Genomic DNA, 25,579 nt, shown 5'->3' on the forward strand with positions numbered 1-25,579 from the left:
TTGCAGGCGGTTTTTGCAGACGATCTTCGCAGCCACTCTGCACTCGGCCGTCACAGCCCGCCTTCGCAGCCCATAAGCCTATCGTCCGCACCGCCCGAAGCTTAACTTCACCGCATCACGCGCGCCACGCCCACCCCGCGCGGATCCGCGATCGGCTCGGGCGTCGTGCCCTCGACGCGGATCATCTGCACATCGCCATTGAACGACTGCGCCTCCAGCGTGTAGCCCATGGCCTTCAACTGCTCGGCCAGTTCGCCCGCGATCGGCTGGTACGGCTCGAAGTAGATCGTCTTCTGCGGCAACAACTGATGATGAAAGCGCATCGCAGCGACTGCATCGGCGGGCGTCATATTGAAGCCGTACAGGTTGGTCATCACCTGAAAAATCGAAGTCAGAATGCGCGAGCCGCCGGGCGTGCCAATCACCAGCGCCACCTTGTTGTCCTTCAACAGAAGAGTCGGCGTCATCGACGAAATCGGGCGGCGTCCCGGCGCCACTGTGTTGATCTCGGCGCTCGCGCCCGCCGTGGTCGCCGCGGTCGCCGCGGTCACACTACCTGGCCGCGTGACGAAGTCGTCCATCGCGTCGTTCAGCAGGAAGCCGCCGCCGTCCACCACCACGCCCGAACCGAAATCGCCGTTCAGCGTGTAGGTATTCGACACCGCGTTACCCCATTTGTCGACCACCGAGAAATGCGTGGTTTGCGCCTTTTGCGTGTGCGAGTCGCCGAGGCCGGGCGTCACCGGCGACGCGCCCGGCACTTCGTCGGGTTTGACCTCGTCGGCGCGTTGCGCGAGATACGCATCGGCGATCAGCCTATCGGTCGGCACCGTGTCCGAATCCGGATCGCCGATGTATTGCTGCCGATCGGCAAAAACACGGTCCTCGATCTGCGCGATCAGATGGATATATGGCGCCGAATTCAGCTCGAGGCCGTCGAACGCCGGCTTCAGATCTGCCTTCATCTTCAACATCTGGATCAGCCCGATGCCGCCAGAGCTCGGCGGCGGCGCGGCGATCACGCGGTAGCCGTTCCAGTCGGCGGCAAGCGGTTGCCGCCACACCGCCTTGTACTGGAGCAGGTCCTGCTTTGTGACGAAGCCGTGGCCGTACATCTGCTGGGCAATCAGGTCCGCGGTGCGGCCTTCGTAGAACTCACGGCCGCCGTCGCTGGCGATCCGCGACAGGGTCTGCGCAAGCTCCGGCTGACGCAGCGTCGCGCCCGCCTTGAGGTTCGAGAAGTAAGCGTCGAAGTTGGTCTTGCCGGCGAAATTTTTCGCGGCTGCGTCGCGGCGCTGCTGCAGCCATGGCTCGACCGGAAAGCCGTCGGTGGCGTAGCGGATCGCGGGCGCCAGCACCTGCTTCCACTTCAGTTTGCCGAACCGCTGCTGTGCCTCCCACATGCCCTCGACGGTCCCCGGCACGCCCACCGCGCGATGACCGACGGCGCTCATGCCCGGCACCGGGTTGCCCTTGTCGTCGACGTACATGTCGCGGGTGGCCTGTTGCGGCGCGCGCTCACGGTAGTCGAGGAAGTAGGGTTTGCCGTCCATGAACAGCGTCATGAAACCGCCTCCGCCGATGTTCCCCGCTTCCGGCCGCGTCACGGCCAGCGTAAAGGCGATCGCAACCGCGGCATCCACCGCGTTGCCGCCGGCGGCGAAGATCTGCTGCGCGGTGTCCGCGCCATAGCGATCCGGCGCGGCCACCGCCGACGCGTCGAGCACGGGCTTGGGCGGCGGCGTCTTCGCGAGGGCGGGCGCCGATGCGACGACGCTGCCGGCGAACGCGGCGCACAGCGTCGAAGCCATGACGATGCGAGACAGGGAACGAGAAGCGCAAAGAGAAGCGAAAGGCGCGCGAGGCGCGCCGTGCGTCGGAACGGACATCCGAGAAACTCCGGCAACTAAGGGCGCCATGTTGCGCGAACGGCTGCGGTTCGTGCATGGCGACAATGGGCGGTGCGGCCTGCGTGAACGGCTGCGACGAGTGCACGCGCTGCGCGTCGAAGCGCGGGCTGCACTGCCCGGGAAAAATGACGGGCGGCGGGCGCAAGGCGGGTCTCGATGCACTGGCCCGCTGGCGACGCTGCGAGGCGCGCTTGGCCTGCGTGCGGTCATCATACCAACGGGGGCGGCCGGACTGCGATTCAAAGCCGGCTCGTGCAGTTCGTCGGCAGAGTCCGGCGTGCCTGCGCCATCCTCACGACATGGGCACGGCGCCAACCCGCTGAACACAAGCTCAACACAACCTGAGCACAACCCGAGCACAACCCGAGCACGCCCGGCATCGATGCGGCACTCGCCGCGGACAACCCTGCGCCGCTCGCATCCTAAGTCGCCGGATAGCGCGTCAACAAAACGTTTTACCTCCTGTTACAGCGCTTGCCTCCCCCGCAAACCGCGCGAAAAGCACAAAAAGCGCTCAAACGTTGGCGGCACGCCGCACTCGCCTGCCGCCGCCGGACACGTCAGGTAGAATTGCCGGATAAGTGAGCGCATTGCGCGCCCCCGACAGACTTTCACCTTCTCGCATGAATACCGAACGCAACGACGCGCCAGCGGCATCCAACTTCATCCGCAACATCATCGACGACGACAACCGCTCCGGCAAGTGGGGCCAGCGGGTCGAAACGCGGTTTCCGCCCGAGCCGAACGGCTATCTGCACATTGGTCACGCGAAGAGCATCTGCCTGAATTTCGGCGTGGCGCGCAGCTACGGCGGCGTGTGCCATTTGCGTTTCGACGACACCAATCCGGAGAAGGAAAGCGTCGAATACGTCGACTCGATCATCGACTCGGTGCGCTGGCTCGGCTTCGAATGGGAAAAAGGCGGCAAGGACCACCTCTACTACGCGAGCGACTACTACGACAAGCTGTACGAATTCGCCGAACTGCTGATCCAGCGCGGCAAGGCGTACGTGGACAGCCAGTCGGCCGAAGAGATGCGCGTCAACCGCGGCTCTGCCACGGAAGTCGGCACGCCGTCGCGCTTTCGCGAGCGCCCGGTCGATGAGAACCTCGACCTGTTCCGCCGCATGAAGGCTGGCGAGTTCAAGGAAGGCGAGCACGTGCTGCGCGCGAAGATCGACATGTCGTCGCCGAACTTCAATATGCGCGACCCGGTGATCTACCGGATCCGCTTCGCGCATCACTACCGTACCGGCGATACATGGTGCGTGTACCCGATGTACGACTACACGCATTGCATCTCGGACGCGCTGGAAAACATCACGCATTCGCTGTGCACGCTCGAGTTCGAAGACCATCGTCCACTGTACGACTGGATTCTGAACGAGCTCGCCGAAGCCGGCATCTTCACGCGCCCGCTACCGCAACAAATCGAATTCTCGCGGCTGAACCTGACCTACGCGATCACCAGCAAGCGCAGGCTGCTGCAACTGGTGAACGAAGGTCATGTGGACGGCTGGGACGATCCGCGCTTGCCGACCATCGTCGGCGTGCGCCGGCGCGGCTTCACGCCGGAATCGATCCAGTTGTTCTGCGAACGCATCGGCGTCACCAAGGTCGATTCGTGGATCGACATGAGCGTGTTCGAAGGCGCGCTGCGCGACGATCTGGACGAGAAGGCGCCGCGCATCGCGGCCGTGCTCGATCCGCTCAAGCTGATCATCGACAACTTCCCCGAAGGTGTCACCGAGCCGTGCAGCGCACCGGTGCATCCCCATCATCCGGAACAGGGCGTGCGCGAGTTCCCGATTTCGCGCGAGCTGTGGATCGAGCGCGAGGACTACAACGAGGCGCCGCCGAAGGGCTACTTCCGCCTGTTCCCCGGCAACAAGGTGCGCCTGCGCTATGGCTACGTGATCGAATGCATCGGCGCGGACAAGGACGAGCACGGCAACGTCGTCGCGGTGCATTGCAACTATTTCCCGGACAGCAAATCGGGCACGGAAGGCGCGAACAACTACAAGGTCAAGGGCAACATTCACTGGGTCAGCGCGGCCGCCGCCTGCCCGGCCGAAGTGCGCATCTATGACCGGCTGTTCAGGGAGCCGCAACCGGACGCCGGTGGCCGCGACTTCCTCGAAGCGCTGAACCCGGACTCGAAGCGCGTGGTCAACGCCTACCTCGAACCGGGCGCGAGCAACGCGCTGCCCGAACAGCGTTACCAGTTCGAGCGCCATGGCTACTTTGTCGCCGACCGCGTCGATTCGAAACCGGGCAAAGCCGTGTTCAATCGCATCGTCAGCCTGCGCGACAGCTGGGGCAAGCCGGCGTAAGCTGAAACAGTTACTCTCTTCACGCACCTGAACATGAAAGCGGCGTGCATCTCTTTCACGAGATGCACGCCGCTTCGTCACATGATGTTGGATCGACACTCACTGCGCGGCCAACTGGCCGCGCCGGTCCGGGAGGCCCGATGAAAGTTGCAGCCCGCCATGGGACGAGTACTGGCAGCACGGCTCACGGCACATGCCGCGCGCAGCGCACGCGTGCCATGCCCGCTTCATGCGCGGGGCGCATCGCACGCTTCGCGGCGCACGCGCGCCGCGTATTCGTCACGCTGGCCGCGTTCGGCGCGGCGTCGCTCGCCTGCGCTGCCCATGCGGACGAACTCACCGGCACGTTGAAAAAGATCCACGACGACGGCGCGGTCGCACTCGGCGTGCGTGAGGCGTCGATTCCCTTCTCGTACTTCGACGGCACACGCACGGTCGGCTACTCGCAGACGATCGCGCTGCAGATCGTCGATGAAATCAGAAAAACGCTCAGCATGCCGCAACTGAAAGTGCACGAAATCACCGTGACCTCGTCGAACCGCACGCCGATGCTGCTGAACAGCCAGATCGACCTGGAATGCGGCTCGACCACGCACACTGTGGAGCGCGAGAACGTGGCCGCGTTCTCGGACAGTTTCTTCCAGTACGCGGTGCGCATGATCACGCGCAAAAACAGCGGCATTACCGACTTTGCCGATCTGGCCGGCAAGACTGTGGTGACGACCGCGGGCACGTCCGACGAACGCCTGCTGCGCCGCCTGAATACCGACAAGCATCTGAACATGCGCATCACCAGCGTGCGCGATCATCAGGAAGCCTTCACCACGCTCAAGGAGGACCGGGCCGTGGCCTTCGTGATGGACGAGCCGATCGTGTATGGCTTCAAGGCGACCGACCCGCGCCCCGATGACTTCGTGGTGACCGGCACGCCGCTCGGCTACGAGGTCTACGCGTGCATGTTCCGCAAAGGCGACAAACCGTTTCGCGAGCTGGTGAACGGCGTGATCGCGCGTGCGCAGACTTCCGGGGAGGCGGAACGTCTGTACAGGCAGTGGTTCACACAGCCCATTCCGCCGCATGGCATCAATTTGAATTTTCCGCTCTCGGAGCAGAATCGCGCACTGTTCGCGCATCCGAACGACCGCGCGCTCGACTGACGTTGGCGGGCTGCCGCGGCGCATCCGCGCGGCACGCGCCGCCGTCATAGCGACCGATGCAACTCCGCGAGCGACAGCGTCGTCTGAAAGAGCCGCGTGAGGCTGCGGCTCGCGTACTTCGGGACTTCATCGATAGCGGCCCAACGGTAGGCATCCATTTCGGGAATCAACGTGCCGTCGGAGCGGCGCGGAAACAGCGACGTGCACGTGCACGAACTGAGATCGAGCTCGTTGACGGTAGCGCGCGCCGCGAACAGATGCAGATCCTTGTCACGCCGGTACACGAACAGGCCGAGATCCTTCAAACGCCCGGCCTCGATCGCGATGCCAGTCTCCTCGACCATTTCGCGCAGCGCCGTGACGTGCGGCGCCTCGCCCTCCTCGCCTTGACCTTTAGGAATGTCCCAGTGCGATGTTTCGGTGGCGTGCGCGAGCAGCACCCGGCCATCCGGGTCCAGCAACACGATGCCGCACGAAACGACCCGCGCGCTCATCGCCGCACCACGTCGCGGCGACGCCTGGCCACACGCTGCGCCGACGACAGGCCGGCACACGCCGGCATCATGGCCGACATGCTCAAGGCTTCTTCTGCAATTGCCAACTGCTGCCTTCCTTGCAGAATTGCGGGCGCAGGTTCATCGATTGCCCCTTCGCATTCAGCACGACGCCGACGTCGCGGCAGGTCCGTGCGCCTTCGTTGACGGTGCCGGCGATGCTGATCGTCGCGTCGATCTTCACGCTGTTGCCGGTGCCTTCGTTGTTCCAGTTAGCGCTCCCGCCGTCCTTCTGATCGTTCAGTGCACGAACCACGGCCTGCTTGATCGAATCGACGTCGCGCTGCTTCATGTAGGTGATCGGCGTGTCGTTCAGAAAACCGAGGTTCGCCGCTTGCGCACCGACTGCGCTGCCCAGCAGCAGGCTGGCGGCACTCAGACGGAGCAGCACACAGGTCCGCATCGACATGAAGCGTTCTCCTCGAAGTGTTTGGGGCGGTCTCGATCGGTCTCGAGCGCGCTCGCCGCGGCTCTCGATCTGGACCTCAAAAGCATAGCATGCCCCCTTCGACGAGCCCGGGCAGCGCGGCTTGCCGTTGACCTGCGGCAGGCGGCGAACGACAGCGACTGCAACCCGCGCGCAGCCAGGCGGCCGGGTCGTCCTGGTCGTCCTGGTCGTCCTGGTCGTCCTGGTCGTCCTGGTCGTCCTGGTCGTCAGTTTGCGGCCGCCTGGGTCGCCGGGTTCGCCGTCGCGCTCGCTCCCTGATAGCCATCGGTAAGCGTTTTCAGAAACGCCACCACATCCTTGATCTCGGCTTCGTCGAGCGCCGGCTTGTCGCCCGATTTGCGATCGAATGGTGCCTCGGTGTTCAGGTTGGCCCAGTAGCGCCGCGGCAGATCATCGAACTTCTGCACCTTGCCGTGCGAAACCGGATAGAACTTCTGCGGATGAACGTCGCGCTCGGCGTAAAAGCGCACGACCTGATCGAGCGAATGGTAGATGCCGTTGTGAAAGAAGCTCTTCTTTAACGCTACGTTGCGCAGCGTCGGCGTGCGGAAGATGCCGCAAAACTCGTTGCGTCCCTGCAGGTCGGTGCGCTCCGGGCCGCACGCGCCGAGGTCATAGAAGTGCGGATCGCGATTGACCGGCAGCGCGCGGTTGCGCGGCACGCCGATCGCGATCAGACCGAAGTCGCTGAACTGCGGCGGTGCGCCGTCGCGGCTGCGCTGGCTGATGTGGCAGCTTGCGCAATTGCCTTTCCGTTCGTCGTTGAAGAGCTGCAGGCCGTGCAGTTCGGCTTGCGTCAGCGTGGCCTTGCCCGCCAGATACGCGTCGTATTTGCTGGTGTACGGATAAAACACTTCGGGCGTCTGCTCGAACGTGCCGAGCGCTTGCAGCACGGCGTTGAAGGTGGCGTCGTCGCTGTCGACGATGTGCGCGCCGAACGCCGCGCGGAATGCGTTCGCATACGGCGCGGCCTTTACCGCCGCCGTGACTTTGGCGGGCGAGCTGCCCATCTCGAACGACGACAACAGCGGCATGCGTGCCTGCTCGCTGCCCCGATCGACCCGGCCGTCCCAGGTCAAACCGCCGGTGGGCCCGGCATCGACGCTTTCGTCGCCTTCGTCGTCGGACTCGTGATAGTGCTCGGCGAATGCCGGCACCGACTGCAGATACTTCAGCGTCGGCGCGGCGCGCATGCCGGAGCGGTGCATATCGTTGCCGCCCAGTTGCACGGACAACGCATTGGCCGGCGAGAATCCATGCTCCGGGCTATGGCACGACGCGCACGCGAGCTTGCCCGAACCGGACAGCGACGCATCGAAAAACAGCTGCTTGCCGAGCGCTGTCATTTGCCGCACCGATTCATAGACCTGCGCTCGCGACTGGCCGGCGCCATGGGCCGCAACCTGCGCGGCGGACGCTGGCGTCGGCGCGGCGGAGTGGGACACGGCAGAGCTGGCTGCCGCAGTTGCGCGCGGATTCGCGCTAACGCCAGTGAGCGCAGCGGCGCTTGAACCTGCGGCTTCGGCTGCGCCTGGGCCTGAACTCGCGCTGGCTACTCCGGCATCACAAGCGGCGAGGCTCGCCGCCAACGTCACGGCCAATATCATGACCACCGGCGCGGCCACCGCTGCCTGCCGCGCGTTCGCTGTCGTTGGCCTAGGGCGTCGCCGCTCCGTTCGCCGAATCATCACTTTCCGAATCCCCGCCAGACCAGCCCGCATATGAACGATGTGTGTTTGCGATGTTGAAGTTCGCGAGCGTATTTCATCTGCATGTCTTTAAAATGACATCCACCCGACAAAAACTCCATATCAAAAGCATCTCGTAATTAATTACATCTCTCTGTCAAATTCCCTTGCCAGACTTTCGCCGGCGGTCGCTCACGCAAGAAATGCATGCGGCCAGTCCCCAATGCGACAAAGAGAACCCTTCAAATGAACAAGAAACTGATCTGCGCGACGCCCATTGCGATCGCAGCAGCATTGAGTCTGAATGCGTGCGGCGGCAACGAAATCACTCAGCCGGACATCAGCGCGATCAAGAACGTCGTGGTGATTTACGCGGAAAACCGCAGCTTCGACAATCTGTACGGTAACTTCCCCGGCGCCAATGGACTGCAGAACGTGAGCGCGGCGAGCGCCACCCAGGTGGACCGCGACGGCACTGTGCTCGCGACGCTGCCGCACGTGTGGAACGGCCTCACGCAAACCGGCGTGACGCCGGTCGTCACCGAAGCGATGACCGCCAATCTGCCGAACACCCCATTCGCGATCGACGACCCGAATGGATTCAACACGCCGATCACCGCGACGACGCGTGACCTGTATCACCGCTTCTACGAGAACCAGATGCAGATCGACGGCGGCAAGAACGACAGGTTCGCCGCGTGGGCGGATTCGGGTGGCCTCGTGATGGGCCACTACTCGCTCAACGCCGACAAGCTGCCGCTGTGGAAGATCGCACAGCAATACACGCTAGCCGACAACTTCTTCATGGGCGCGTTCGGCGGCTCGTTCCTGAATCATCAGTGGCTCGTGTGTTCGTGCACGCCGAGCTATCCGAACGCGGACAAGAGTCCGGCGGCCGGCTCGATCTCGGCCGTGGAAAGCGACGGCGTCACCTTGAAGCTCGCGTCGAACTCGCCGGCTTCGGCGCTCGCCGGGCCGCCCAAATACGTGCTGTCGGGCAACCTGACGCCCGACTTCTACGCGATCAACACGATGCAGCCGCCGTATCAGCCGAGCGGCAACAAGGCGGTGTCGGGCGGCGACGCGAACCTCGCCGATCCGAGCCTCGCCACCACCCTGCCCGCGCAGACGCAACGTCATATCGGCGACCTGCTGAACGACGCGAAGGTGTCGTGGGCCTGGTACGGCGGTGCATGGGGCGCGGCGTTGTCGGCGGCGCAAGCCGGCACGTCGAACGTGATCTACGGCGCGAATCTGTCGTCGCCGAACTTCCAGCCGCACCACCAGCCGTTCAACTATTTCGCCGATCTCGCACCGGGCACCGCGAACCGCGCGCAGCACCTGCTCGATGGCGGTCTCGGCGGCTCCGGGTTCATCAAGGCGGTCGACGCCGGCACGCTGCCCCAGGTGACGTTCTACAAGCCGCAGGGCAATCTGAACGAGCACCCGGGCTACACCGACGTCGCGTCGGGCGACCAGCACATCGCGGACGTGATCTCGCATCTGCAGAAGAGCCCGCAGTGGAACAACATGCTGGTGGTCGTGACCTACGACGAAAACGGCGGCTTCTGGGATCACGTGGCGCCGCCGAAGGGCGACCGTTGGGGTCCGGGCACGCGGATTCCGGCGCTGATCATTTCGCCGTACGCGAAGAAGGGCTATGTCGATCACACGCAATACGACACGACATCGATCCTGCGCTTCATCACGCACCGCTTCTCGCTGCCGACGCTGCCGGGTATCGCGGCGCGCGACGCGGCACTTGCCGCCAACGGCAGCAAGCCGCTAGGCGACCTCACGGCGGCGCTCAATATCAAGCAATAAGTGCCAGGCGGCGCGTTCCGTTCGCCGAACGGAACGCGCCGCCTGGCAAGACGCGATGGGCAGCTTCGGCTGCCCATTTTTATTCGCGCCGCGCGGACCACGTGCGCCCGGTTCCTGCCTCACCGATTCGCGCGACGCCCAACGCGTTTTTCATGAGCGGCGTATGCTTCGACGCACGACGAGAGCTTTTCCGCCGATGCCGGCACGCACTCCTTCCACGCCATGTGGCAGGCCTGCCCACTCACCCAGGAGTTCGCCAGATGACTGAAAAAACCATCAAGGTCCCCGGTCCCGATCATCCGATCACGGTCGAGCCGGCCGGGGCTCGCGTCGTCGTGACGGTGGCCGGCCGCGTGATCGCGGATACGGGCAACGCGCTGGTGCTACGCGAGGCGTCGTATCCGCCGGCGTACTACATCCCGCGCAACGATGTGGAGATGGCATTGCTGGAACGCACCGATCACAGCACCTATTGCCCGTACAAGGGCGACTGCGCGTACTACAGCGTGCCGATCGGCGGCGAGCGGGCGGTAAATGCGGTGTGGACTTATGAGGCGCCGTACAGCGCGGTGAAAGCGATCGCGCAACATCTGGCGTTCTATCCGAGCCGGGTCGATTCCATCGACGTGCAAGCCGCCGGCTGAAAGCGGCCTCAGGTTCATAAGACTCTGGACCAGCCAGGCCAGCGGCAACAGTGTTGGGCAGAAACTCTCCATCGTCGCTGGACTGCTCGTGATCGAGTTGCAATGCAAATCGCATTTTTCTATTCACGAGCTTACCAAACGCCTTTCGCAGTTTCGATAGCACGGCGCTCTGCGGGCGCTTCTCTTCCGGTTCAACAGCGTCCCCGATCTCGCTGCGAATTTCTATGGAGTCTTGATCAATTTCCTCGCATTCAGTAACCGTCGAAACGGATCACCGTCGATAGCAACCGAGTAACACTTGAAGTGAGCAATGTGGTTAGCCGCGCACTCTTCAAAATCAAATTCGAAGGTTTCGGACAGGTTAGCGCCGAGTTGATCGAGCATTGGGACGATCGGGCGTGCAATAAATGAATCTTCTCGTCTTGCACCCACGTCCTGGTGCCTTTTTATGCGCGCGGACAATAGTTAACGATTTGATCGTCAGAATTCCACTATCTTGTGCTGCCTGTTGTTTTCCCATGACCGATCTCTCGAAGCGCGTCACTATGCTGACGCGCTTTTTCTGTACCACTTGGAGTGGGCTTTAAATCGCGTCTTGGCCGAAGGAGCGTGCGCCAGTTTCATGCCACGCAGAGCATCCGACCCAATTGGAATTTTTCTCCGACCTGAATGGAGGGCAGCAACAACATGAAAGAATCTCTTTTCGCGCTTATTACTGCGGCCCTCACGCCCTGCTCGATCGCTGCGGCATTCGCTTCCGATCACTCTCGCATATATCCCAAGGCGAGCGTCAGTCATCGTTCGGAAATACAAGGGAAACTGTAATGAAGCGGCTTTACGAATACAAAGGATTCCAAGTTGCCGTCGAACTCGATCCTGTCTGGATGCGGCAGGCAGGAGTAACGGTGTCGTCGCTCCTCGGATTCGTGGCAGTGGTCAGCGTTAGGGCGCTGGCCACTGGCGCCCCGATTTTTGCTCCAATGCGCGTCGCGCCAGATCGACTTACTCCGCTCCCCACCGCAGCCGACGGTCTAATGGCAGGATTCACGCTTGGTCAGAGAATGATTGACGGCACGATCACCGTCTAATTCAGATGCGACTTCGCTGTCTCGCGTCATGATGCGGAGGTAATGCTCGTCGGTGAAGGTGTCTTGCGGCGCGTGGATCGTAGCGAATAGGACGAAGCCGAGTTCCGGCGGACGACGGATCAAGCGCTTTCCCCGCCCCGCTGATCGGTCGCTGTTCGACCTGGACTGAGAGCTGATCGAGTCACAGGAATAGAAGAATGAATATTGCCATGCATTTGCCTTCGGCGAGTCAGGCCGTTTGTGTTGACGACACGTGTAACGACCCGGCCCACGGTCATCTGCACCGTGAAATGCTGGACGCGCTCGCGGAGTTCAGTTACCGGGAGCGGTGGCCATTGAATCAATGCGCGGCTGTTGCACGGCGCATCGAAGCTGCAACGAGGGCGGAGCTTGAAGGGCTCGTCTCTTCAGGAATCGTTGAATGGCTAAAGTCAACATCGAATTTTGGGCAGCAGCTGCCTCAAGGCGACAAGGCGCTGTTGAACATATCGCCAGTGGACTCGCCTCTGGACCCGGTCCGCGTACTTCACCAGAGCCTTAGATCGCTGGAGGCGCAACTAGTAACAACGCCACCGCTTGTCACCGGTATTCAGGGTGTGCGCATCATGGGGTTGGTCGCGATGATGTCGCCAAAAACGACGCCTGGATTGTTCCCTTTTCAGTCGACTTTGAGCATCGACGAATAGCCATGCAGGGCCGGCCGGCAGAGTGTGTACGCAATCGGCCGTTCATGGCCGCAATCTACCTCATGAACCGCCTGCTCTATCGTCAACAGGGACGACAGAACGCAGTGGACTGGATGGTGGACTGAATCTTCCGTTTCCGCTCAAAGCCTTAGCTTTCGGACTAATTTGGCGGACACTGCCGCCCACTCATCCCGAAACCGGTTACACAGCGGTTAACAGCTTGAGAAAAACAAGGAGGTTACATGCCAACAGGATGTAACCCTTTGATTATGTTGGTACGGCAGGAGGGACTCGAACCCCCCACCCTCGGCTTAGAAGGCCGATGCTCTATCCAGCTGAGCTACTGCCGTAATGAGGTGAAGCGATGCAATACGACGCCTGGGTGCATCGCCCGCAATGAGAACCCGCGGACCGGTAGTGGAACCTGTGCTCACGCGGGCCACAGGGTTCATACGTGCAAATTGAAATTCTAACTGACCGGCCCCGAGACCGGAAATCCCGGTGCACGCACAGCGCGCCTCCCGTGGCCAGCAATCGCTATGCGCGCGCCTGAAAAATAGGCAGACCCAGCGATTCAATCCGGGCCTGGATTATAACCGATGGCTCCCCGCACGCCAGCGCACCACGCATGGCAGCGCACACGCCAGCCGCAAACACGCCAGCTGCCATCAAACCGGTTGCGGATGCATGGCGAACCAGCCGAGAAACAGAATCCCCGCGATCGCGCAGTACACGCCGAACGACGCCAGGCGCCCACGGCCTTCGAAATAGCGCATCAGGAAACGCACGCTGAGATACGCGGCGATCGCGGTCAGCACACCACCCAGCAGCGCATCCGCAAGCTGGCCCGGCGCATGAAACAGCTTCGGCAATTCGAGCACGCCGGCCGCGAAGATGATCGGCGTGCCGAGCAGGAACGAAAACTCGGCCGCTTTCTCCGCCGTCAGACCGGCCGCATTGCCGGCGATCATCGTCAGGCCGCTGCGCGAGAAGCCCGGAATCAGCGCGCCGATCTGCGCGAGGCCGACGAAGAACGCCTGCCGGAACGTCAGCTTCTCCGGCGCCCGATGCGCGCGCGCGCGTTGCAGTCGATCGCCGAACCACAGCAGCGCGCCGTTGACGATCAGCGCAATTGCGACGATCCGCAGATCGTGAAAGATCCGCTCGAGGCGCTTTTCCAGCAGCAGTCCGACCAGCCCCGCCGGAATCGTGCCGATGATGAGCGCCCACATCATATGCGCATCATCGTTGCGAGCGCCACCGAACGACGCGAAAAAACCGCGCACCAGCGTGTACCAGCGCTTGCGGAAGTACCACAGCAGCGCTAGCGCGGTCCCGAGGTGCAACGCAACGAGGAACGGCAGCAACTGCGGCGCATGTTTGTCGATGTGCATACCGAACACGGCAGGCACGAGCAGCGTATGGCCCAGGCTGCTAACCGGAAACAGTTCGGTGACGCCTTGCAGCACACTCAGAAAAATCAGAAACGAGAGGTTCACGCGGCGGTCCTTGTAAGGAAAATGTCGAGGAACAGCGCGCCGCGAACAGACGATCGGCGCGTCAAAGGCGCACCGATTATGCCTGGCTGCAATGTCAGCGCCAAGCGTTTAGGTCACATTCGGGGAAAATTGATGCGCCGCGTCACAACTGGAAACCGTTGTTACACGACGGAAAAGAAACAGGCTGCCACGAATGGCCGCCGTGTGATCAGCAACGCTGCGCAACGCTCAAAAGACGGATCGCGGACCCATCCGAAGCCAGGCAGTGATAGACCGGCGACGCGAGGCAAGGCGAAGCGGGATGCCGCGATCAGCGTTCAAGCTTGAGAAAAAAGTACACCGTGCTTGCCGCGAACATACCGAACAAAGCCACACCCATTGCCATTGCGAGATCCATAACGCCTCCTGAGCTGATCCCGCCCGGTAGTCGGACTCTCCGGACGCACTGGCGGATTATCCACAAGGATCGCGCTTTTCCGACACCCGCAATTTTCCCGAAAGGGTTTCCCCGTAGCGCAAAGCAGCGCAAAATCCTTCTCTCGCGCGCACCGCCGCGCGGCCTTGGCAAATGCCCGCAACGAACGTTCGCAACGCGCCCGCACGGCCTTCATCTACTGCAATCCATAAGCCTCCATGCCATCGACCAAGCCTCTCTCCCCGCAAGAAGACATTCTCGAGATCGCCCAGAACACCTCTGTGCTGCGTTTTTCGCCGCAGGCTGGCGGCCGTCTGCTGTCGTGGACGATCGACGGCGAAGCGGTGATCCATTGGCCCGAGCACGCCGACTGGAGCCAGCCGGCAAGGATTCGCGGCGGCAATCCGCTGCTTTTCCCGTTCCTCGGCCGACATCGCGTCGACGGCAAGATCGGCTTCTGGCGCGACGCCGCGGGCACGGTGCGCGAGTTGCCGATGCACGGCTTTGCCCGCGACCTGCCGTTCGAAGCGCACGCCGACGTGCACGGTGCCGGCTTGCGCATGGTCCTGAGCGACAGCGACGCAACCCGCGGCGGCTACCCGTTCGGCTTCCGTTTCGAAGCGGCGTACAGCCTCGTCGATGCGCGCACGCTTGACGTGACGTTCACCACTACGAACACCGGCAATATCGGCGATGGGCGCTTGCCGTACTACGCGGGCCATCATTTCTACTTCACGCTGCCGCATACGCAGCGCGCCGAGACAACGCTCGAGCTGCCGCGCACCGAGCGACGCCATCAGCAGGACGATGGTTCGATCAGCACCGCCGAGCCGGGCGAAGCGCGCTACACGCTCGACGAAGCACGCATTCACGATCGCTTCCATAGCCTCGTCGGCACGCCGGATCGGCCGGTGCGGCTGGTCGCGCCGGGGCTTGACCGGGTCGTCACGATCGATCTGCAACGGCCGGGCTCGGTGCCCTGGTATGCGGTGACAACCTGGACCGAAACGCCGGAATCGGACTTCTACTGCGTCGAGCCGTGGCTCGGTCTGCCGGACGCGATCCACAACGGGATGGGTCTGCGCTGGCTCGAACCGGGACAAACGGAGACAGCGGCATTGCGCATCAGCGTCGAAAAGACGGGTTGAGCGTGCGGCTTTGATCGGACGGGCGCGCCAGGCGGCTTTCGGGTCGCCTTTCGGGTCGGCTTTCGGGTCGGCTTTCGGGTCGGCTTTCGGGTCGCCTTTCGGGGCGGCTTTCGGGTCGCCTTTCAGGGCGGCTTTCACGGCGGCTTTCACGGCGGCTTTCACGGCGGCTTTCACGGCGGCTTTCGGGGCGATTTTTGCAGCGGCTTTTGCAGCGGCCTTCGCTGCAGGATTCACCGCAATACGCGATATCCAGCGCTCCTCCGACACTGCGCGGCCCGCCTCGCTCCCCCGCTTTTCAGATGGTGCAACGCAAAACCGTTAGAATCGGACGCTTTCTGTCTACCTGCCGCGTAATCGGGATCGGCGCGCGGCAGCGCTTTGCGAGGTCCAATGCTGGGAACTACTAGAAAGATGAAGCGAGTCGCCTGCGCATCGTTGCTGGTGCTGCTCGCCGCGTGCGGGTCGGCGCCGGTGGCGCCAGGCTTCTATCGGGTCGAACGGGGCGATACGCTCTCAAAGATCGCACGCAGCAACCGGCAATCGGTGCAAAGCATCGTGCGCTGGAACAACCTGACCAATCCCGACAGCATCGAGGTCGGCCAGGTGCTGCGCGTCGCGCCGCCGGGCGGCGCGGCATCGACGAGCGGTGCGGTACGCAGCGGCGGCAACGCCAGCACGTCGGCGAGCGCGTCGGCGCCACGTGCCGCGCCTGCTGACGACGGAGCTGGCGCCGCGCCGGCTTCGGCGATCTCGCTGGTGTGGCCGGCCGACGGGACGGTGATCCGGCGCTTCGACGGCGCCAATTCGAAGGGCATCGACATATCAGCGGCAGCAGGCACCCCAGTAGTCGCCGCGGCGCCGGGCACGGTCGTCTATGCGGGCAACGGTTTGCGCGGTTATGGCAATCTGTTGATCGTCAAACACGACGCCGAGTATTTGACCGCCTATGCGCATAACCGCGTGCTGCTGGTGAAGGAAGGTGCGTCGGTCAAGCGCGGCGAGAAAATCGCCGAGATGGGCGACACCGATACCGACCGCGTGATGCTGCATTTCGAGTTGCGCTATCAGGGTCGTTCGATCGACCCGTCGCGGGCGCTGCCGCCGCGTTAGGCACCTCGTGCTCGTGGCGATCGTGGCGATCGTGGCGTATAGGCGCGGCAGTTGCGCGCCGGGCACGCGTCCTGCAATCCACGCGCGGGAACCCGCGTGCTGTAAAACCGCTCAATCCGGAAGGTCGTCGCTGCATAGCGCGTCCTCCTCCGCTATCTGTAAGGAATCTGCAATGAAGAGCGCATGTGCGTCCGTCGCGACGGCCGCGGTGATCGGTATTGGCCTGCTGACCCTCGGCAGCCTTGGCGGCTGCTCCAGCACCACCACCATGACTTACCTGCCGAGCGGCGACACTGGCTTCGCGATCAACTGCAGCGGCAGCGATGCCAGCTCCAGCTGGGCCGAGTGCTACAAGCGCGCGGGCGAAGTCTGCGGCAACTACGGGTACGACGTCGTGTCCAAAGATGTCGATAACGGCGCGACCTCGGGCGGCAGCATCGGCGGGATTTTTGGCGCGAACGTGAAGAACCGGTCGATGGTGGTTCGCTGCAAGCAATAGGAACGGGTCACCGTGCGCAGCGCCGCTTCGGCTAGCGGCGCCGCCAGCGTCCGGACCGCGGCTCGATTCGCACGGCAAATCGCAATAGCACACTGATCGCGATTGGCCAGGTGCCGGGGAAAATGATCAACGGCTCATGACCGGTGTAATCAAAAGATAATCCGTGACGATCTGCGGCAACTGTGAATCCGCAATGCCCCGGTTCGCAATATGCCGAAAAAAAAGCCCGGCGCGAGGCCGGGCTAACGGGGGTTCGGCGCATATCGGCAAAGGACCGGTTCACCATGCGCCAGAACGAAATTTATCAATCCCCATTTACGAGCGCAATGGATTAATTTGACGACCAATGTGCCACGGCGTACGGATTTCGCCGCAGGTAAACGGGAAATGTCGGAATCAAACTGTCTAAATGCGCCCCGCGCCGCGATTCGAGTGGAATCCATCGTCGCGGCCTGAGGCCGCGAATGACCGCCCGGCGGGGCACAGCGACGACCCCGTGAGATCGTCTGCAAAAACCTGAAGAAAATGCTTCGGCCGATTTTTGCTATATAGGCGAGCGTAAAACCGACGCTTTCCACGCCGCATAATCTTGGTGCGCCAACGCACCAACCGGCCTATTATCCCATATCAAGCGCGTCGATTATTACGAATTATTTCCTCAGATGGAAATTCGCGAATGGCGAAATATTAAAATCCGCCAAATCTGCCGACAAATTGCGAAGTCCAATTAAACCGCATTTTGCTTATTCCATCAATCAGACGATAAACTCTGGCGGCCGATCTTCGCGATTCGCCGAATCGATAAACCGGCCGCTCGAATGAATCGATCACATCACCCGCAAGCCCAGCTCGGTGATAAGCACGGCGGCCTGCTGATGCGAAATCGTCGCGCCCTTGAAAAGCGCCGCGTCGACCAGCCGCACGCCGCTGAGATCGGCCTCGCGCAAATCCGCGCCCTCGAAACGCGCGCCCTTCAGATGCGCATCCTTCAGGCTGCCGCCGTCGAAGATCGCCTCGCGGAAGTCGACCCCGGCAAGATCCGCGTCGGAGAAATCCAGCTCCTGCAGCTTGGCCTTGCGAAACGACAGGCCGCGCAGATGCGCGCCGACCAGCAAGGTTTCGACGAAACTCAAACCCAGCGCCGTGCAGCCTTCGAAGTTCGCGCCGGTCAGCTTGCAGCCGCGAAACGACGCGGACGCAAGCTTCGCGCGCCGCCAGCTGGTGTTGTTCAGATCGCTCGACTGGAACGCCGCGTCGACCAGATCGGCCGATCCGAAATCCGCCTCGCGGCCGCGGCAACGGACCCAGCGGGTATGCGACAGCGCCGCGCCGAAAAACGAAGTCTCGACAATCGTGCAGCGATGAAACTCCGCGCCGCGCAGATCGAGCCGCGAAAGATCGGCTCCCTCGAAATCGCAGTAGGTGAAATGCAATGGCGTTTGGTGGCCGGCGTGATTCGCGGCGATCAGGCGCTCCATCTCGGCGCGCGTGAGCGTCGCGTCGCTCACCGCGCCGTCTTGCGCGCCCGCGGCCGGCATCGTTGAATCCAGTGACATGAAGGTTCAGAATCGGTTTCGAAAAGACCTAAGCGTACCGGAACACGCCCCGCCCGTGGCGACCCGCGCCGATAGTTTATAGTAACGGCCCCGTCAAAACCCGCTCACGATGACTTCCAACGACGCCACCCATAGCCCGCTGTACGCCAAGCTGCTCGCGGAGACCGCGAAAATCGGCTGGACCGAACTCGAACGCTTTTTTGCGCGCGGCATGCTCCTGCGCGTCGCACGCGACCTCGATCTGGTGAGCGTCGCCGAGGCGATCGCCAGCGACGACACCGCCCAGGTCACGCAATGGCTGTCAGCCGGCCTGGTCGAACGCGTGCAGGCTGAAACCGCCGCCGACTTCGCCGCACGCGACCCCGACCTCTGGGCGGTGGTCGTCTCTCCGTGGGTGTGCGTGCAGGAACGCAATTGAACGACGCCGCGCGGCGCGCGGACGCGCCTGCGGCGGCCGTGCCGGTGCGCTGGCATCGCCGGGTGCTGGCGCTCGCGTTTCCGATCGTCCTTGCCAACCTGACGCAGCCAATCCTCGGCGCGGTCGACACCGCCGTGGCCGGTCATCTGGACAGCGCGTCGTATCTCGGCGGCGTCGCGCTCGGCGAGCTATTTTTCAACTTCGTGTTCTGGGGCTTCGGCTTCCTGCGCATGGGCACGACGGGCCTCGTCGCGCAGGCGCACGGCGCGGGCGACCACGCCGAGCTGCGCAACACCGTGATACGCGCGCTGCTGCTGGCGGCCGCGATCGGCACGGCGTTGCTGGCGCTGCAGCTCCCGCTGATCGACTACGCAGTGCGCCTGATCGGCGGCAGCGATGCCGTGCAGCGCCACGCACGCGTCTACTGCCACGCGCGCATCTGGGCCGCCCCGCTCGCGCTCGGCAACTACGTCGTGCTCGGCTGGCTGCTCGGCACGCAGCGGGTGCGGCTCGCGCTGCTCTCGCAGGTGTTCATCAACGGCGTGAACATCGTGGCTGTGCTGCTGTATGTGTACGCGTTCAACTGGGGCGTGGCCGGCATCGGTGCGGCGACCGCCACCGCCGATGCGCTCGGCTTCGTGCTCGGCGCCGCGCTGTTGTGGCATGGCAGGCCGCGCGGTCTGCCCGCGCTGAACCGCGCCGCATTGTTCGACACGGCCGCGCTCAAGCGTCTGGTCGTGCTCAATCGCGACATCTTCGTGCGCACGCTGTGCCTGCTGTCGTCGTTTGGGTGGTTTGCGCATCTGGGCGCGCGGCAAGGTGACGCCGCGCTCGCTGCCAATGCGCTGCTGCTCAACTTTCAGACCTTCATGGCGTATGGACTGGACGGCTTCGCGCACGCCGCCGAAGCGCTCGTCGGCGCGGCGATCGGGGCTCGCGACCGGCACGCGTTCGCACAGGCGGTCAGGGTCACGGCGCTGTGGTCCGCGCTCGGCGCACTGGGTTTTTCGCTGGTGTACTGGGGCGCGGGCGCGTGGATCGTCGAGCAACTGACCGATCAGGCGGCGGTGCGCATCGCCGCCGACATGTATTTGCCATGGGCCGCGCTATCGCCGGTGATCTCCGTATGGGGCTTTCTGCTCGACGGCGTGTTCATCGGCGCGACTCGCACGCGTGAACTGATGGTGGCGATGGTGATGTCGCTGGCGGTGTTCGTGGCGGCGTCGTCCGCCTTGTTGGCAGTGCGCGGCAATCACGGCCTGTGGGCCGCGCTACTGATCTTCATGGCCGCACGCGGCGTCACGCTCGCGCGGTATCTGCCCGGTGTCGCGCGTGCAATTGCACCTGCGGATGCGTAGCCGGCAGCAGCCCGCACCCATCCGACATTTCGCAGCGCGGCACACCGTTACGGCTTGAAACAAGCGCATACATATCGCTCGCCAGGTTCGACCTAGAATGCCTTCAGCCCGCGCTCTCCGCGCGAAAAGTCTGCGCGGGTCAGAAGCGACGGCGTGCCCGCGCCGACGCTTCGCCTGCCTGTTTCAAATGGCTTCCACGGGCATCGAACGGTATCCAGAGACGGCGATGGCTTTCAGCGCGCGACGGGTGCGGGCACCATCGAAGGCGGCCGGGTATCGGTGGGCACGCCGTGATAGTCGGCGGGATCTTGCGGCGGCAGGCCGCCATGGTGACCGGAAGGGTTGTCCGCACAGCCGGCGAGGCCGGCGAGCAGCAGCAATGCAATCATTGGAACGCGGATCATACAGTCGTCTCTCCAGACAGAATCGAACCATGGTGGCGACGCCGCCACCGAAGCGCCCGAGAGTCTACCTGCAAAGCCCGCTGCGCGACGCCGCAGCACGCAGCCCGCTGCTCCCATTTCGTGACACGTGATCTACTATAGAGTCACTGCCGCACGTGATAGGAGACTGCCATGGACGCTGAATCGATTGCGGGTCTGGTCGGACTCGGAGTAGGTCTGGCCGTGCTGCTCGCGCTGTCGATCTTCGAATCGAAAACGTACCGGCGCGAACACGATGGCGAAGGGATGCTGCATCACTGGGTGGCGAGTCAGCACTTGCATATGCCGCATTGGAGGCGGCCGCGGCATTGAAGAAACGCTGGCTGGCTGTTCACTGCGGTTGCATGAGGCGCGGATGGCGGATTGATTGACCCGCTGCGTCGGCGCGCTCGAACCGCTCACGACCGGCGAGCGGAAGGCTCAGGCCGCGCCGCATGCTCGACGGTGTGATGCCGCGCTCGCGATCCCGTTTAGTGCCGGATAAACTGCCCGGCATATTGCTCTGTGCCCCGCGTACGTGTCGATCGGCATGCTGCCGCACGTGCGAGTTTTTTGCTCCGCACTGCGTCGAAGTCTACACATCGAGCGGTTGGATACCGTCCCGCACGGTGCCGGCACGCGGATGCAATCTACCCACGCTGGCTCCCGATCCGCCCTGCTCACTGCCCTCCCCCTGCCGCGCCCGGACAGGTACATGCCTTGCTGAGACAAGCCTGCAACGAGCGCGCACGATGCGCGTCAATTGTCCCGGCGCACCTGCGCCGAACCAACCAGACGACGCGGCCCCAGCCACCGCACGGGCCCGACAGGGAGAACTCGCATGACCATCGGAACCATACTGCTCATTGTGCTCATCCTGCTGCTGATCGGCGCGTTGCCGAGCTGGCCATATAGCGGCGGCTGGGGCTATCGGCCGACCGGCGCGATCGGCGTCGTGTTGATCGTCGTGATCGTGCTGCTTTTGCTGGGGCACTTATAGCCGCAAGATTGACCGCCGCCTTGAACGAATCGCAGCTTGGACATTCTTTTCAGTCCGACTGAATTGGGGATTGACTCCTACATGCCATGCCACGTAGAATCTCGGATTCGTCGGAGCGTAGCGCAGCCTGGTAGCGCATCTGATTTGGGATCAGAGGGTCGAAGGTTCGAATCCTTTCGCTCCGACCACGAAATGCAAGATAAAACCCGCGTAGCCTCCGGCTTCGCGGGTTTTTGCTTTTGGGCTCGCGCTTTGACGCGTGGGGCTTGCTCGTACGGACGCGGGCCGGGTCAGCGTCGCAGGCCCCTGAGCCACCACCACCCGCTCGCGCGCCTTGCGGACGACCAACCCGGCATGCGACAGTGCCTGAATACCGGCATTCCATATTTGCGGTCACCCTATGCGCCGCAACTCGCATCAAGGAATCAAGGAGACACGCATGGACCTGATTCTCTGGCGTCACGCCGAAGCCGAAGAGTTCGCCGCCAACGATCTCGCCCGCGCCCTCACCACGCGCGGCCGCAAGCAGGCGCAAAGCGTCGCCAAGTGGCTGCGCGCCCGGCTGCCCGCCGATGCCGTGGTGCTCGCGAGCCCGGCGGTACGCACCATCCAGACCGCCGAGACCCTGAGCGACCAGTATCGCGTGGTGCGCGAGCTCGCACCGAGCGCTAGTGCAAGCGACGTGCTCAGCGCGGCCGGCTGGCCAAAAGGTGTCGCGCAGACCGTGGTGATCGTCGGCCATCAACCGACGCTCGGCGAAGTTGCCGCACAGTTGCTCGGCGACGGCAGCGCAAGCTGGCCGCTGAAGAAGGGCGCCGTGTGGTGGATCGCGAGCCGCGAGCGTGACGGCGCTGGACAAGCCGTGTTGCGCGCAGCCATCAGCCCCGATCTGGTCTGAACCGGCGGGCAGGACAAGACACGCGGACCTGCCGAGGTCGCGCGGATACAACGCTCGCGCGCCCGCCTGCCGGTATTACATCCCGCACGCACGCGGCTTACGGGCAGTCATCCAATCGTCATAGCTTTGCCATGCAAGCGTCACCAGGCGTTACTACATTGGCGAAAAAAGAAACCTTCCTTTTTTCGACCAGGACCCCCAATGCGAGAACTGCCGACGCCCACCCTGCCCCTCGCCTCGATCTTCGAGTCGCGTCGTCTGCCGCGCGCCGCTGAAACGGTCACCGCGCAGCATCGCCTGCAAGTCACCTGGGCTCGTACCGACGAGGAGCTGCGCGAAGCGCAGCGTCTGCGTTACCGCGTGTTCGCCGACGAAATGGGCGCGCGTCTGAGCGGCCCCGCAGGCCTCGACGTCGATGCATTCGACGCCTACTGCGATCATCTGCTGGTGCGCGATCTCGACACGCTGAAAGTGGTCGGCACGTATCGCGCGTTGCCGCCGCACCAGGCCGCGCGCATCGGCCGTCTGTATGCGGAAAGCGAGTTCGACGTGTCGCGTCTGACGCACCTGCGCGCGAAGATGGTCGAGGTGGGCCGCTCGTGCGTGCACCCCGACTATCGCAGCGGCTCGGTGATCATGTCGCTGTGGGCCGGGCTCGCCGCGTACATGCAACACAATGGCTACGAGACGATGCTCGGATGCGCGAGCGTCGCGATGGTCGACGGCGGCCACTACGCGGCAAACCTCTATTGCTCGCTGCGCGACAACACATTGACGGCGCCGGAATATCGCGCGTTCGCGCACACGCCGCTGCCGGTCGATGAACTGCAAACCGGCGCCGAAGTCGCGCCGCCGCCGCTCGTAAAGGGCTATCTGCGTCTCGGCGCGAAGATTTGCGGCGCGCCGGCATGGGACCCGGACTTCAACACCGCGGACTTCCTGACGCTGTTCCGTCTGGCCGATATCAATGCGCGCTATGCCCGTCACTTCCTCGGCGATGCATTGCCGCGGTGAACGCATCGTGTGATACGCGTGGACGCGCGTCGACGCGTACACGCGTAGACGCGCGGCAAAAAAAGCCCGGCGGTCGCCGGGCTTTTTCATTCACGCGCAGATCACGACATGACGCCGGATCAATCGTCCGTATAGACCACGCGATACGGAATGCCGACCTTCTCCCATTCCGCGGCCTCCTGGATCAGGCTGTAATCGGTGAGCGGATTGTTGACCACCCATTCGTTCGGCAAGCGCACCTCGTAGCCGCCATTGGCCTGCGCGACCGAGATCCCCGGCAAACCGACATCCGCGCGGCGGCGGCACAGCAGCGCCGCGAGGCGCAGACAGAATAGCAGCGGCCATTCCACTTCGCGCGTTTGCGAGAGCTTGCCGAGCTTGCCCGCGTGGCCGAGCACCAGCGCGGCGAGACGCGCCTGGTCGGTACGCGAAAAGCCCGGCATGTCCGCGTTGCTGGCGATGTAGGCCGAATGTTTGTGATAGGCGCTGTGCGAAATCGACAGCCCGATCTCATGCAACGCCGCCGCCCAGCCGATGAACATGCGGTTTTCCACGCGGCGCTCTTCGTCGGGCTCCGCGAACTGGTCGTAGAAACTCCCCGACAGATTGCTGATGCGCGCCGCCTGTGCACGATCCACGCCATAACGGCGCATGAAGCCTTCAACCGTCACCGTACGCATGTCTTCGTGCTGCGAACGGCCCAGCAGGTCGTACATCACGCCAAGGCGCAACGCGCCATCGGTGGTATCGACGTAGTCGACGCCGAGTTCGTCGAACACCGCGATCATGATCGACAGGCCGCCGGCCAGCACCGGAATGCGGTCGGCCTTCAGCGCCACCAGCTTCAGGCGATTGACGTTCTCCGCCTTGATCAACGCCCGCTTGAGCCGCTCGAGCCCGCCGCGCGAAATACCGTGCGTCACGCCCGCATCGTTGAAGTTGTTCGCCTCGACCAATTCGGCCAACGCGCGCGCCGTGCCCGACGAGCCGATCGCCTGCTCCCAGCCGGTCTTTTTGTATTCGGCGGAAATGATCTGGATTTCGCGGCCCGCGGCGAGTTCGGCCTGACGCATCGTGTATTCGTCGACATTGCCGGCCGGGAAAAACGTGCGGCTATGACTCACGCAGCCGATATACAGACTCTCCATCTTGATCGGCGTGTAATGCGAACCGATGATGAATTCCGTCGAGCCGCCGCCGATGTCGACCACGAGCCGCTTGCCGGCGCTCGCCGGCACGGAGTGTGCTGCGCCCGCGTAGATCAGCCGCGCTTCCTCGCGCCCGGCAATCACTTCGATCGGGAAGCCGAGCGCGGCCTGCGCCTCGCCGAGAAACTCGGCGGCATTCTTGGCGATGCGCAGCGTATTGGTGGCGACCGCGCGAACGTGATCCGGATGAAAGTCGCGCAGCCGCTCGCCGAAACGCTTGAGCGCGTCCCAGCCACGCACCTGCGACGCGCGATCGAGCATCTTGTCGCGCGACAGGCCGGCGGCCAGACGCACCGGTTCGCGCAACGCGTCGACCGGATAGATCTGGCTGCCCGCGTCGGTTTCCTCGACCCGGCCCACGATCAGCCGGAAGCTGTTCGAACCGAGATCCACGGCAGCGAGGAGTTGTGGCGTATTGACCATCGGGTAAGCGGACTCCATGCGCGCGAGCGCGGCGGCGGAGAGAGCGGCGGGGGCCGCGGCTCCATCTCGCGCCCGCTGCCCCTTGTTGCCGGCCGCGCTGTTCAAAGACGCCATTCTAAGCGTAGCGGACCTCACGATGTCACCTCGCAGCGATGGGGGTGCGCTATGGTCCCATATACACTGCGTCATATTGACGACAGTCGTCGAATACGGCGTAATATTTAAAACATCGTGAACGTCATAAGAACGTCATCATACTGTGAGAATTTCCGAGCGTCT

The 25,579-nt window shown here is 63.4% G+C and carries 23 protein-coding genes and 2 tRNA genes; 16 read left to right on the top strand and 9 right to left on the bottom strand.

The annotated features are described in order from the left end of the window. Positions 1-107: 107 nt before the first annotated feature. Positions 108-1,889 (bottom strand): gamma-glutamyltransferase, encoded by a 1,782-nt coding sequence (ggt, locus tag BN2475_RS22440; RefSeq protein WP_094781699.1) that lies wholly within the window; start codon positions 1,887-1,889, stop codon positions 108-110. Between the two features lie 644 nt (positions 1,890-2,533). Between ggt and BN2475_RS22445 the strand changes: the two genes are divergently transcribed. Next, positions 2,534-4,243, top strand: coding sequence for a glutamine--tRNA ligase/YqeY domain fusion protein (locus BN2475_RS22445; protein WP_094781700.1), 1,710 nt, complete (start codon positions 2,534-2,536; stop codon positions 4,241-4,243). Between the two features lie 140 nt (positions 4,244-4,383). Beyond that, positions 4,384-5,400, top strand: coding sequence for a transporter substrate-binding domain-containing protein (locus BN2475_RS22450; RefSeq protein WP_425435556.1), 1,017 nt, complete (start codon positions 4,384-4,386; stop codon positions 5,398-5,400). A 44-nt stretch (positions 5,401-5,444) separates the two neighbouring features. Here the strand turns inward: BN2475_RS22450 and BN2475_RS22455 are convergent, their stop codons facing one another. From BN2475_RS22455 to BN2475_RS22465, 3 genes are all read right to left on the bottom strand, one after another. Continuing rightward, on the bottom strand, positions 5,445-5,894 hold the full coding sequence (locus BN2475_RS22455; protein ID WP_094781702.1) for an NUDIX domain-containing protein: 450 nt from the start codon (positions 5,892-5,894) through the stop codon (positions 5,445-5,447). 82 nt (positions 5,895-5,976) lie between these two features. Continuing rightward, entirely contained in the window at positions 5,977-6,363 is a 387-nt protein-coding gene (locus BN2475_RS22460) for a hypothetical protein (RefSeq protein ID WP_094781703.1), read from the bottom strand. Between the two features lie 245 nt (positions 6,364-6,608). Further along, the gene (locus tag BN2475_RS22465; RefSeq protein WP_425435557.1) at positions 6,609-8,090 is read right to left on the bottom strand and encodes a cytochrome-c peroxidase; all 1,482 of its coding nucleotides are present in this window, start codon (positions 8,088-8,090) and stop codon (positions 6,609-6,611) included. A gap of 246 nt (positions 8,091-8,336) precedes the next feature. Between BN2475_RS22465 and BN2475_RS22470 the strand changes: the two genes are divergently transcribed. The 4 genes from BN2475_RS22470 (at position 8,337) to BN2475_RS22485 (ending at position 12,332) form a co-directional block, all read left to right on the top strand. Beyond that, positions 8,337-9,914, top strand: coding sequence for an acid phosphatase (locus BN2475_RS22470; RefSeq protein WP_094781704.1), 1,578 nt, complete (start codon positions 8,337-8,339; stop codon positions 9,912-9,914). A 260-nt stretch (positions 9,915-10,174) separates the two neighbouring features. Next, the gene (locus BN2475_RS22475; RefSeq protein WP_094781705.1) at positions 10,175-10,558 is read left to right on the top strand and encodes a DUF427 domain-containing protein; all 384 of its coding nucleotides are present in this window, start codon (positions 10,175-10,177) and stop codon (positions 10,556-10,558) included. Between the two features lie 647 nt (positions 10,559-11,205). After that, positions 11,206-11,646 carry a hypothetical protein gene (locus BN2475_RS35695; protein ID WP_245841486.1) on the top strand — a complete coding sequence of 147 codons (441 nt, stop codon included), beginning with the start codon at positions 11,206-11,208 and terminating at the stop codon, positions 11,644-11,646. Between the two features lie 197 nt (positions 11,647-11,843). Beyond that, positions 11,844-12,332, top strand: coding sequence for a hypothetical protein (locus BN2475_RS22485; protein ID WP_094781707.1), 489 nt, complete (start codon positions 11,844-11,846; stop codon positions 12,330-12,332). 273 nt (positions 12,333-12,605) lie between these two features. Here the strand turns inward: BN2475_RS22485 and BN2475_RS22490 are convergent. Together BN2475_RS22490 and BN2475_RS22495 are read right to left on the bottom strand one after the other, a co-directional pair. Continuing rightward, positions 12,606-12,682, bottom strand: a tRNA-Arg gene (locus tag BN2475_RS22490). A gap of 318 nt (positions 12,683-13,000) precedes the next feature. Next, positions 13,001-13,831, bottom strand: coding sequence for an undecaprenyl-diphosphate phosphatase (locus BN2475_RS22495; protein WP_094781708.1), 831 nt, complete (start codon positions 13,829-13,831; stop codon positions 13,001-13,003). A 633-nt stretch (positions 13,832-14,464) separates the two neighbouring features. On the opposite strand from BN2475_RS22495, the gene BN2475_RS22500 reads away from it, so the two are divergent. The 3 genes from BN2475_RS22500 (at position 14,465) to BN2475_RS22515 (ending at position 17,003) form a co-directional block, all read left to right on the top strand. Next, positions 14,465-15,394, top strand: a complete 930-nt coding sequence (locus BN2475_RS22500; protein ID WP_094781709.1) for an aldose epimerase family protein — start codon at positions 14,465-14,467, stop codon at positions 15,392-15,394. 390 nt (positions 15,395-15,784) lie between these two features. Then, the gene (locus BN2475_RS22510) at positions 15,785-16,504 is read left to right on the top strand and encodes a peptidoglycan DD-metalloendopeptidase family protein (RefSeq protein ID WP_094781711.1); all 720 of its coding nucleotides are present in this window, start codon (positions 15,785-15,787) and stop codon (positions 16,502-16,504) included. Positions 16,505-16,676: 172 nt separating this feature from the next. Beyond that, positions 16,677-17,003 carry a hypothetical protein gene (locus BN2475_RS22515; RefSeq protein WP_094781712.1) on the top strand — a complete coding sequence of 109 codons (327 nt, stop codon included), beginning with the start codon at positions 16,677-16,679 and terminating at the stop codon, positions 17,001-17,003. 827 nt (positions 17,004-17,830) lie between these two features. On the opposite strand, the gene BN2475_RS22520 is transcribed toward BN2475_RS22515, so the two are convergent. Then, positions 17,831-18,559 carry a pentapeptide repeat-containing protein gene (locus BN2475_RS22520; protein WP_094781713.1) on the bottom strand — a complete coding sequence of 243 codons (729 nt, stop codon included), beginning with the start codon at positions 18,557-18,559 and terminating at the stop codon, positions 17,831-17,833. 109 nt (positions 18,560-18,668) lie between these two features. Between BN2475_RS22520 and BN2475_RS22525 the strand changes: the two genes are divergently transcribed. Continuing rightward, positions 18,669-18,977, top strand: a complete 309-nt coding sequence (locus BN2475_RS22525) for a DUF2288 domain-containing protein (RefSeq protein ID WP_094781714.1) — start codon at positions 18,669-18,671, stop codon at positions 18,975-18,977. Continuing rightward, a complete protein-coding gene (locus BN2475_RS22530) occupies positions 18,974-20,335 on the top strand; it encodes an MATE family efflux transporter (protein WP_094781715.1) in 1,362 nt (453 codons plus the stop codon). The genes BN2475_RS22525 and BN2475_RS22530 overlap by 4 nt, the downstream gene beginning before the upstream one ends. A gap of 233 nt (positions 20,336-20,568) precedes the next feature. Here BN2475_RS22530 and BN2475_RS34695 read toward each other — a convergent pair whose 3' ends face one another. Next, positions 20,569-20,739: a hypothetical protein gene (locus BN2475_RS34695; RefSeq protein ID WP_162844495.1), complete on the bottom strand. Its 171-nt coding sequence runs from the start codon at positions 20,737-20,739 to the stop codon at positions 20,569-20,571. A gap of 171 nt (positions 20,740-20,910) precedes the next feature. On the opposite strand from BN2475_RS34695, the gene BN2475_RS22535 reads away from it, so the two are divergent. From BN2475_RS22535 to BN2475_RS22555, 5 genes are all read left to right on the top strand, one after another. Beyond that, entirely contained in the window at positions 20,911-21,090 is a 180-nt protein-coding gene (locus BN2475_RS22535; protein ID WP_094781716.1) for a hypothetical protein, read from the top strand. Between the two features lie 508 nt (positions 21,091-21,598). After that, positions 21,599-21,757 (top strand): DUF3309 family protein, encoded by a 159-nt coding sequence (locus BN2475_RS22540; RefSeq protein ID WP_094781717.1) that lies wholly within the window; start codon positions 21,599-21,601, stop codon positions 21,755-21,757. 111 nt (positions 21,758-21,868) lie between these two features. After that, positions 21,869-21,945: transfer RNA gene (locus BN2475_RS22545), tRNA-Pro, on the top strand. A 251-nt stretch (positions 21,946-22,196) separates the two neighbouring features. Next, on the top strand, positions 22,197-22,655 hold the full coding sequence (gene sixA / locus BN2475_RS22550; RefSeq protein WP_094781730.1) for a phosphohistidine phosphatase SixA: 459 nt from the start codon (positions 22,197-22,199) through the stop codon (positions 22,653-22,655). Between the two features lie 201 nt (positions 22,656-22,856). Then, positions 22,857-23,669 (top strand): GNAT family N-acetyltransferase, encoded by an 813-nt coding sequence (locus BN2475_RS22555; RefSeq protein ID WP_094781718.1) that lies wholly within the window; start codon positions 22,857-22,859, stop codon positions 23,667-23,669. A 119-nt stretch (positions 23,670-23,788) separates the two neighbouring features. Here BN2475_RS22555 and ppx read toward each other — a convergent pair whose 3' ends face one another. Next, positions 23,789-25,414, bottom strand: a complete 1,626-nt coding sequence (gene ppx / locus BN2475_RS22560) for an exopolyphosphatase (protein ID WP_245841487.1) — start codon at positions 25,412-25,414, stop codon at positions 23,789-23,791. Between the last annotated feature and the right edge of the window lie 165 nt (positions 25,415-25,579).

Origin of the sequence: Paraburkholderia ribeironis (assembly GCF_900019265.1) — a bacterium.
Taxonomy (GTDB): domain Bacteria; phylum Pseudomonadota; class Gammaproteobacteria; order Burkholderiales; family Burkholderiaceae; genus Paraburkholderia; species Paraburkholderia ribeironis.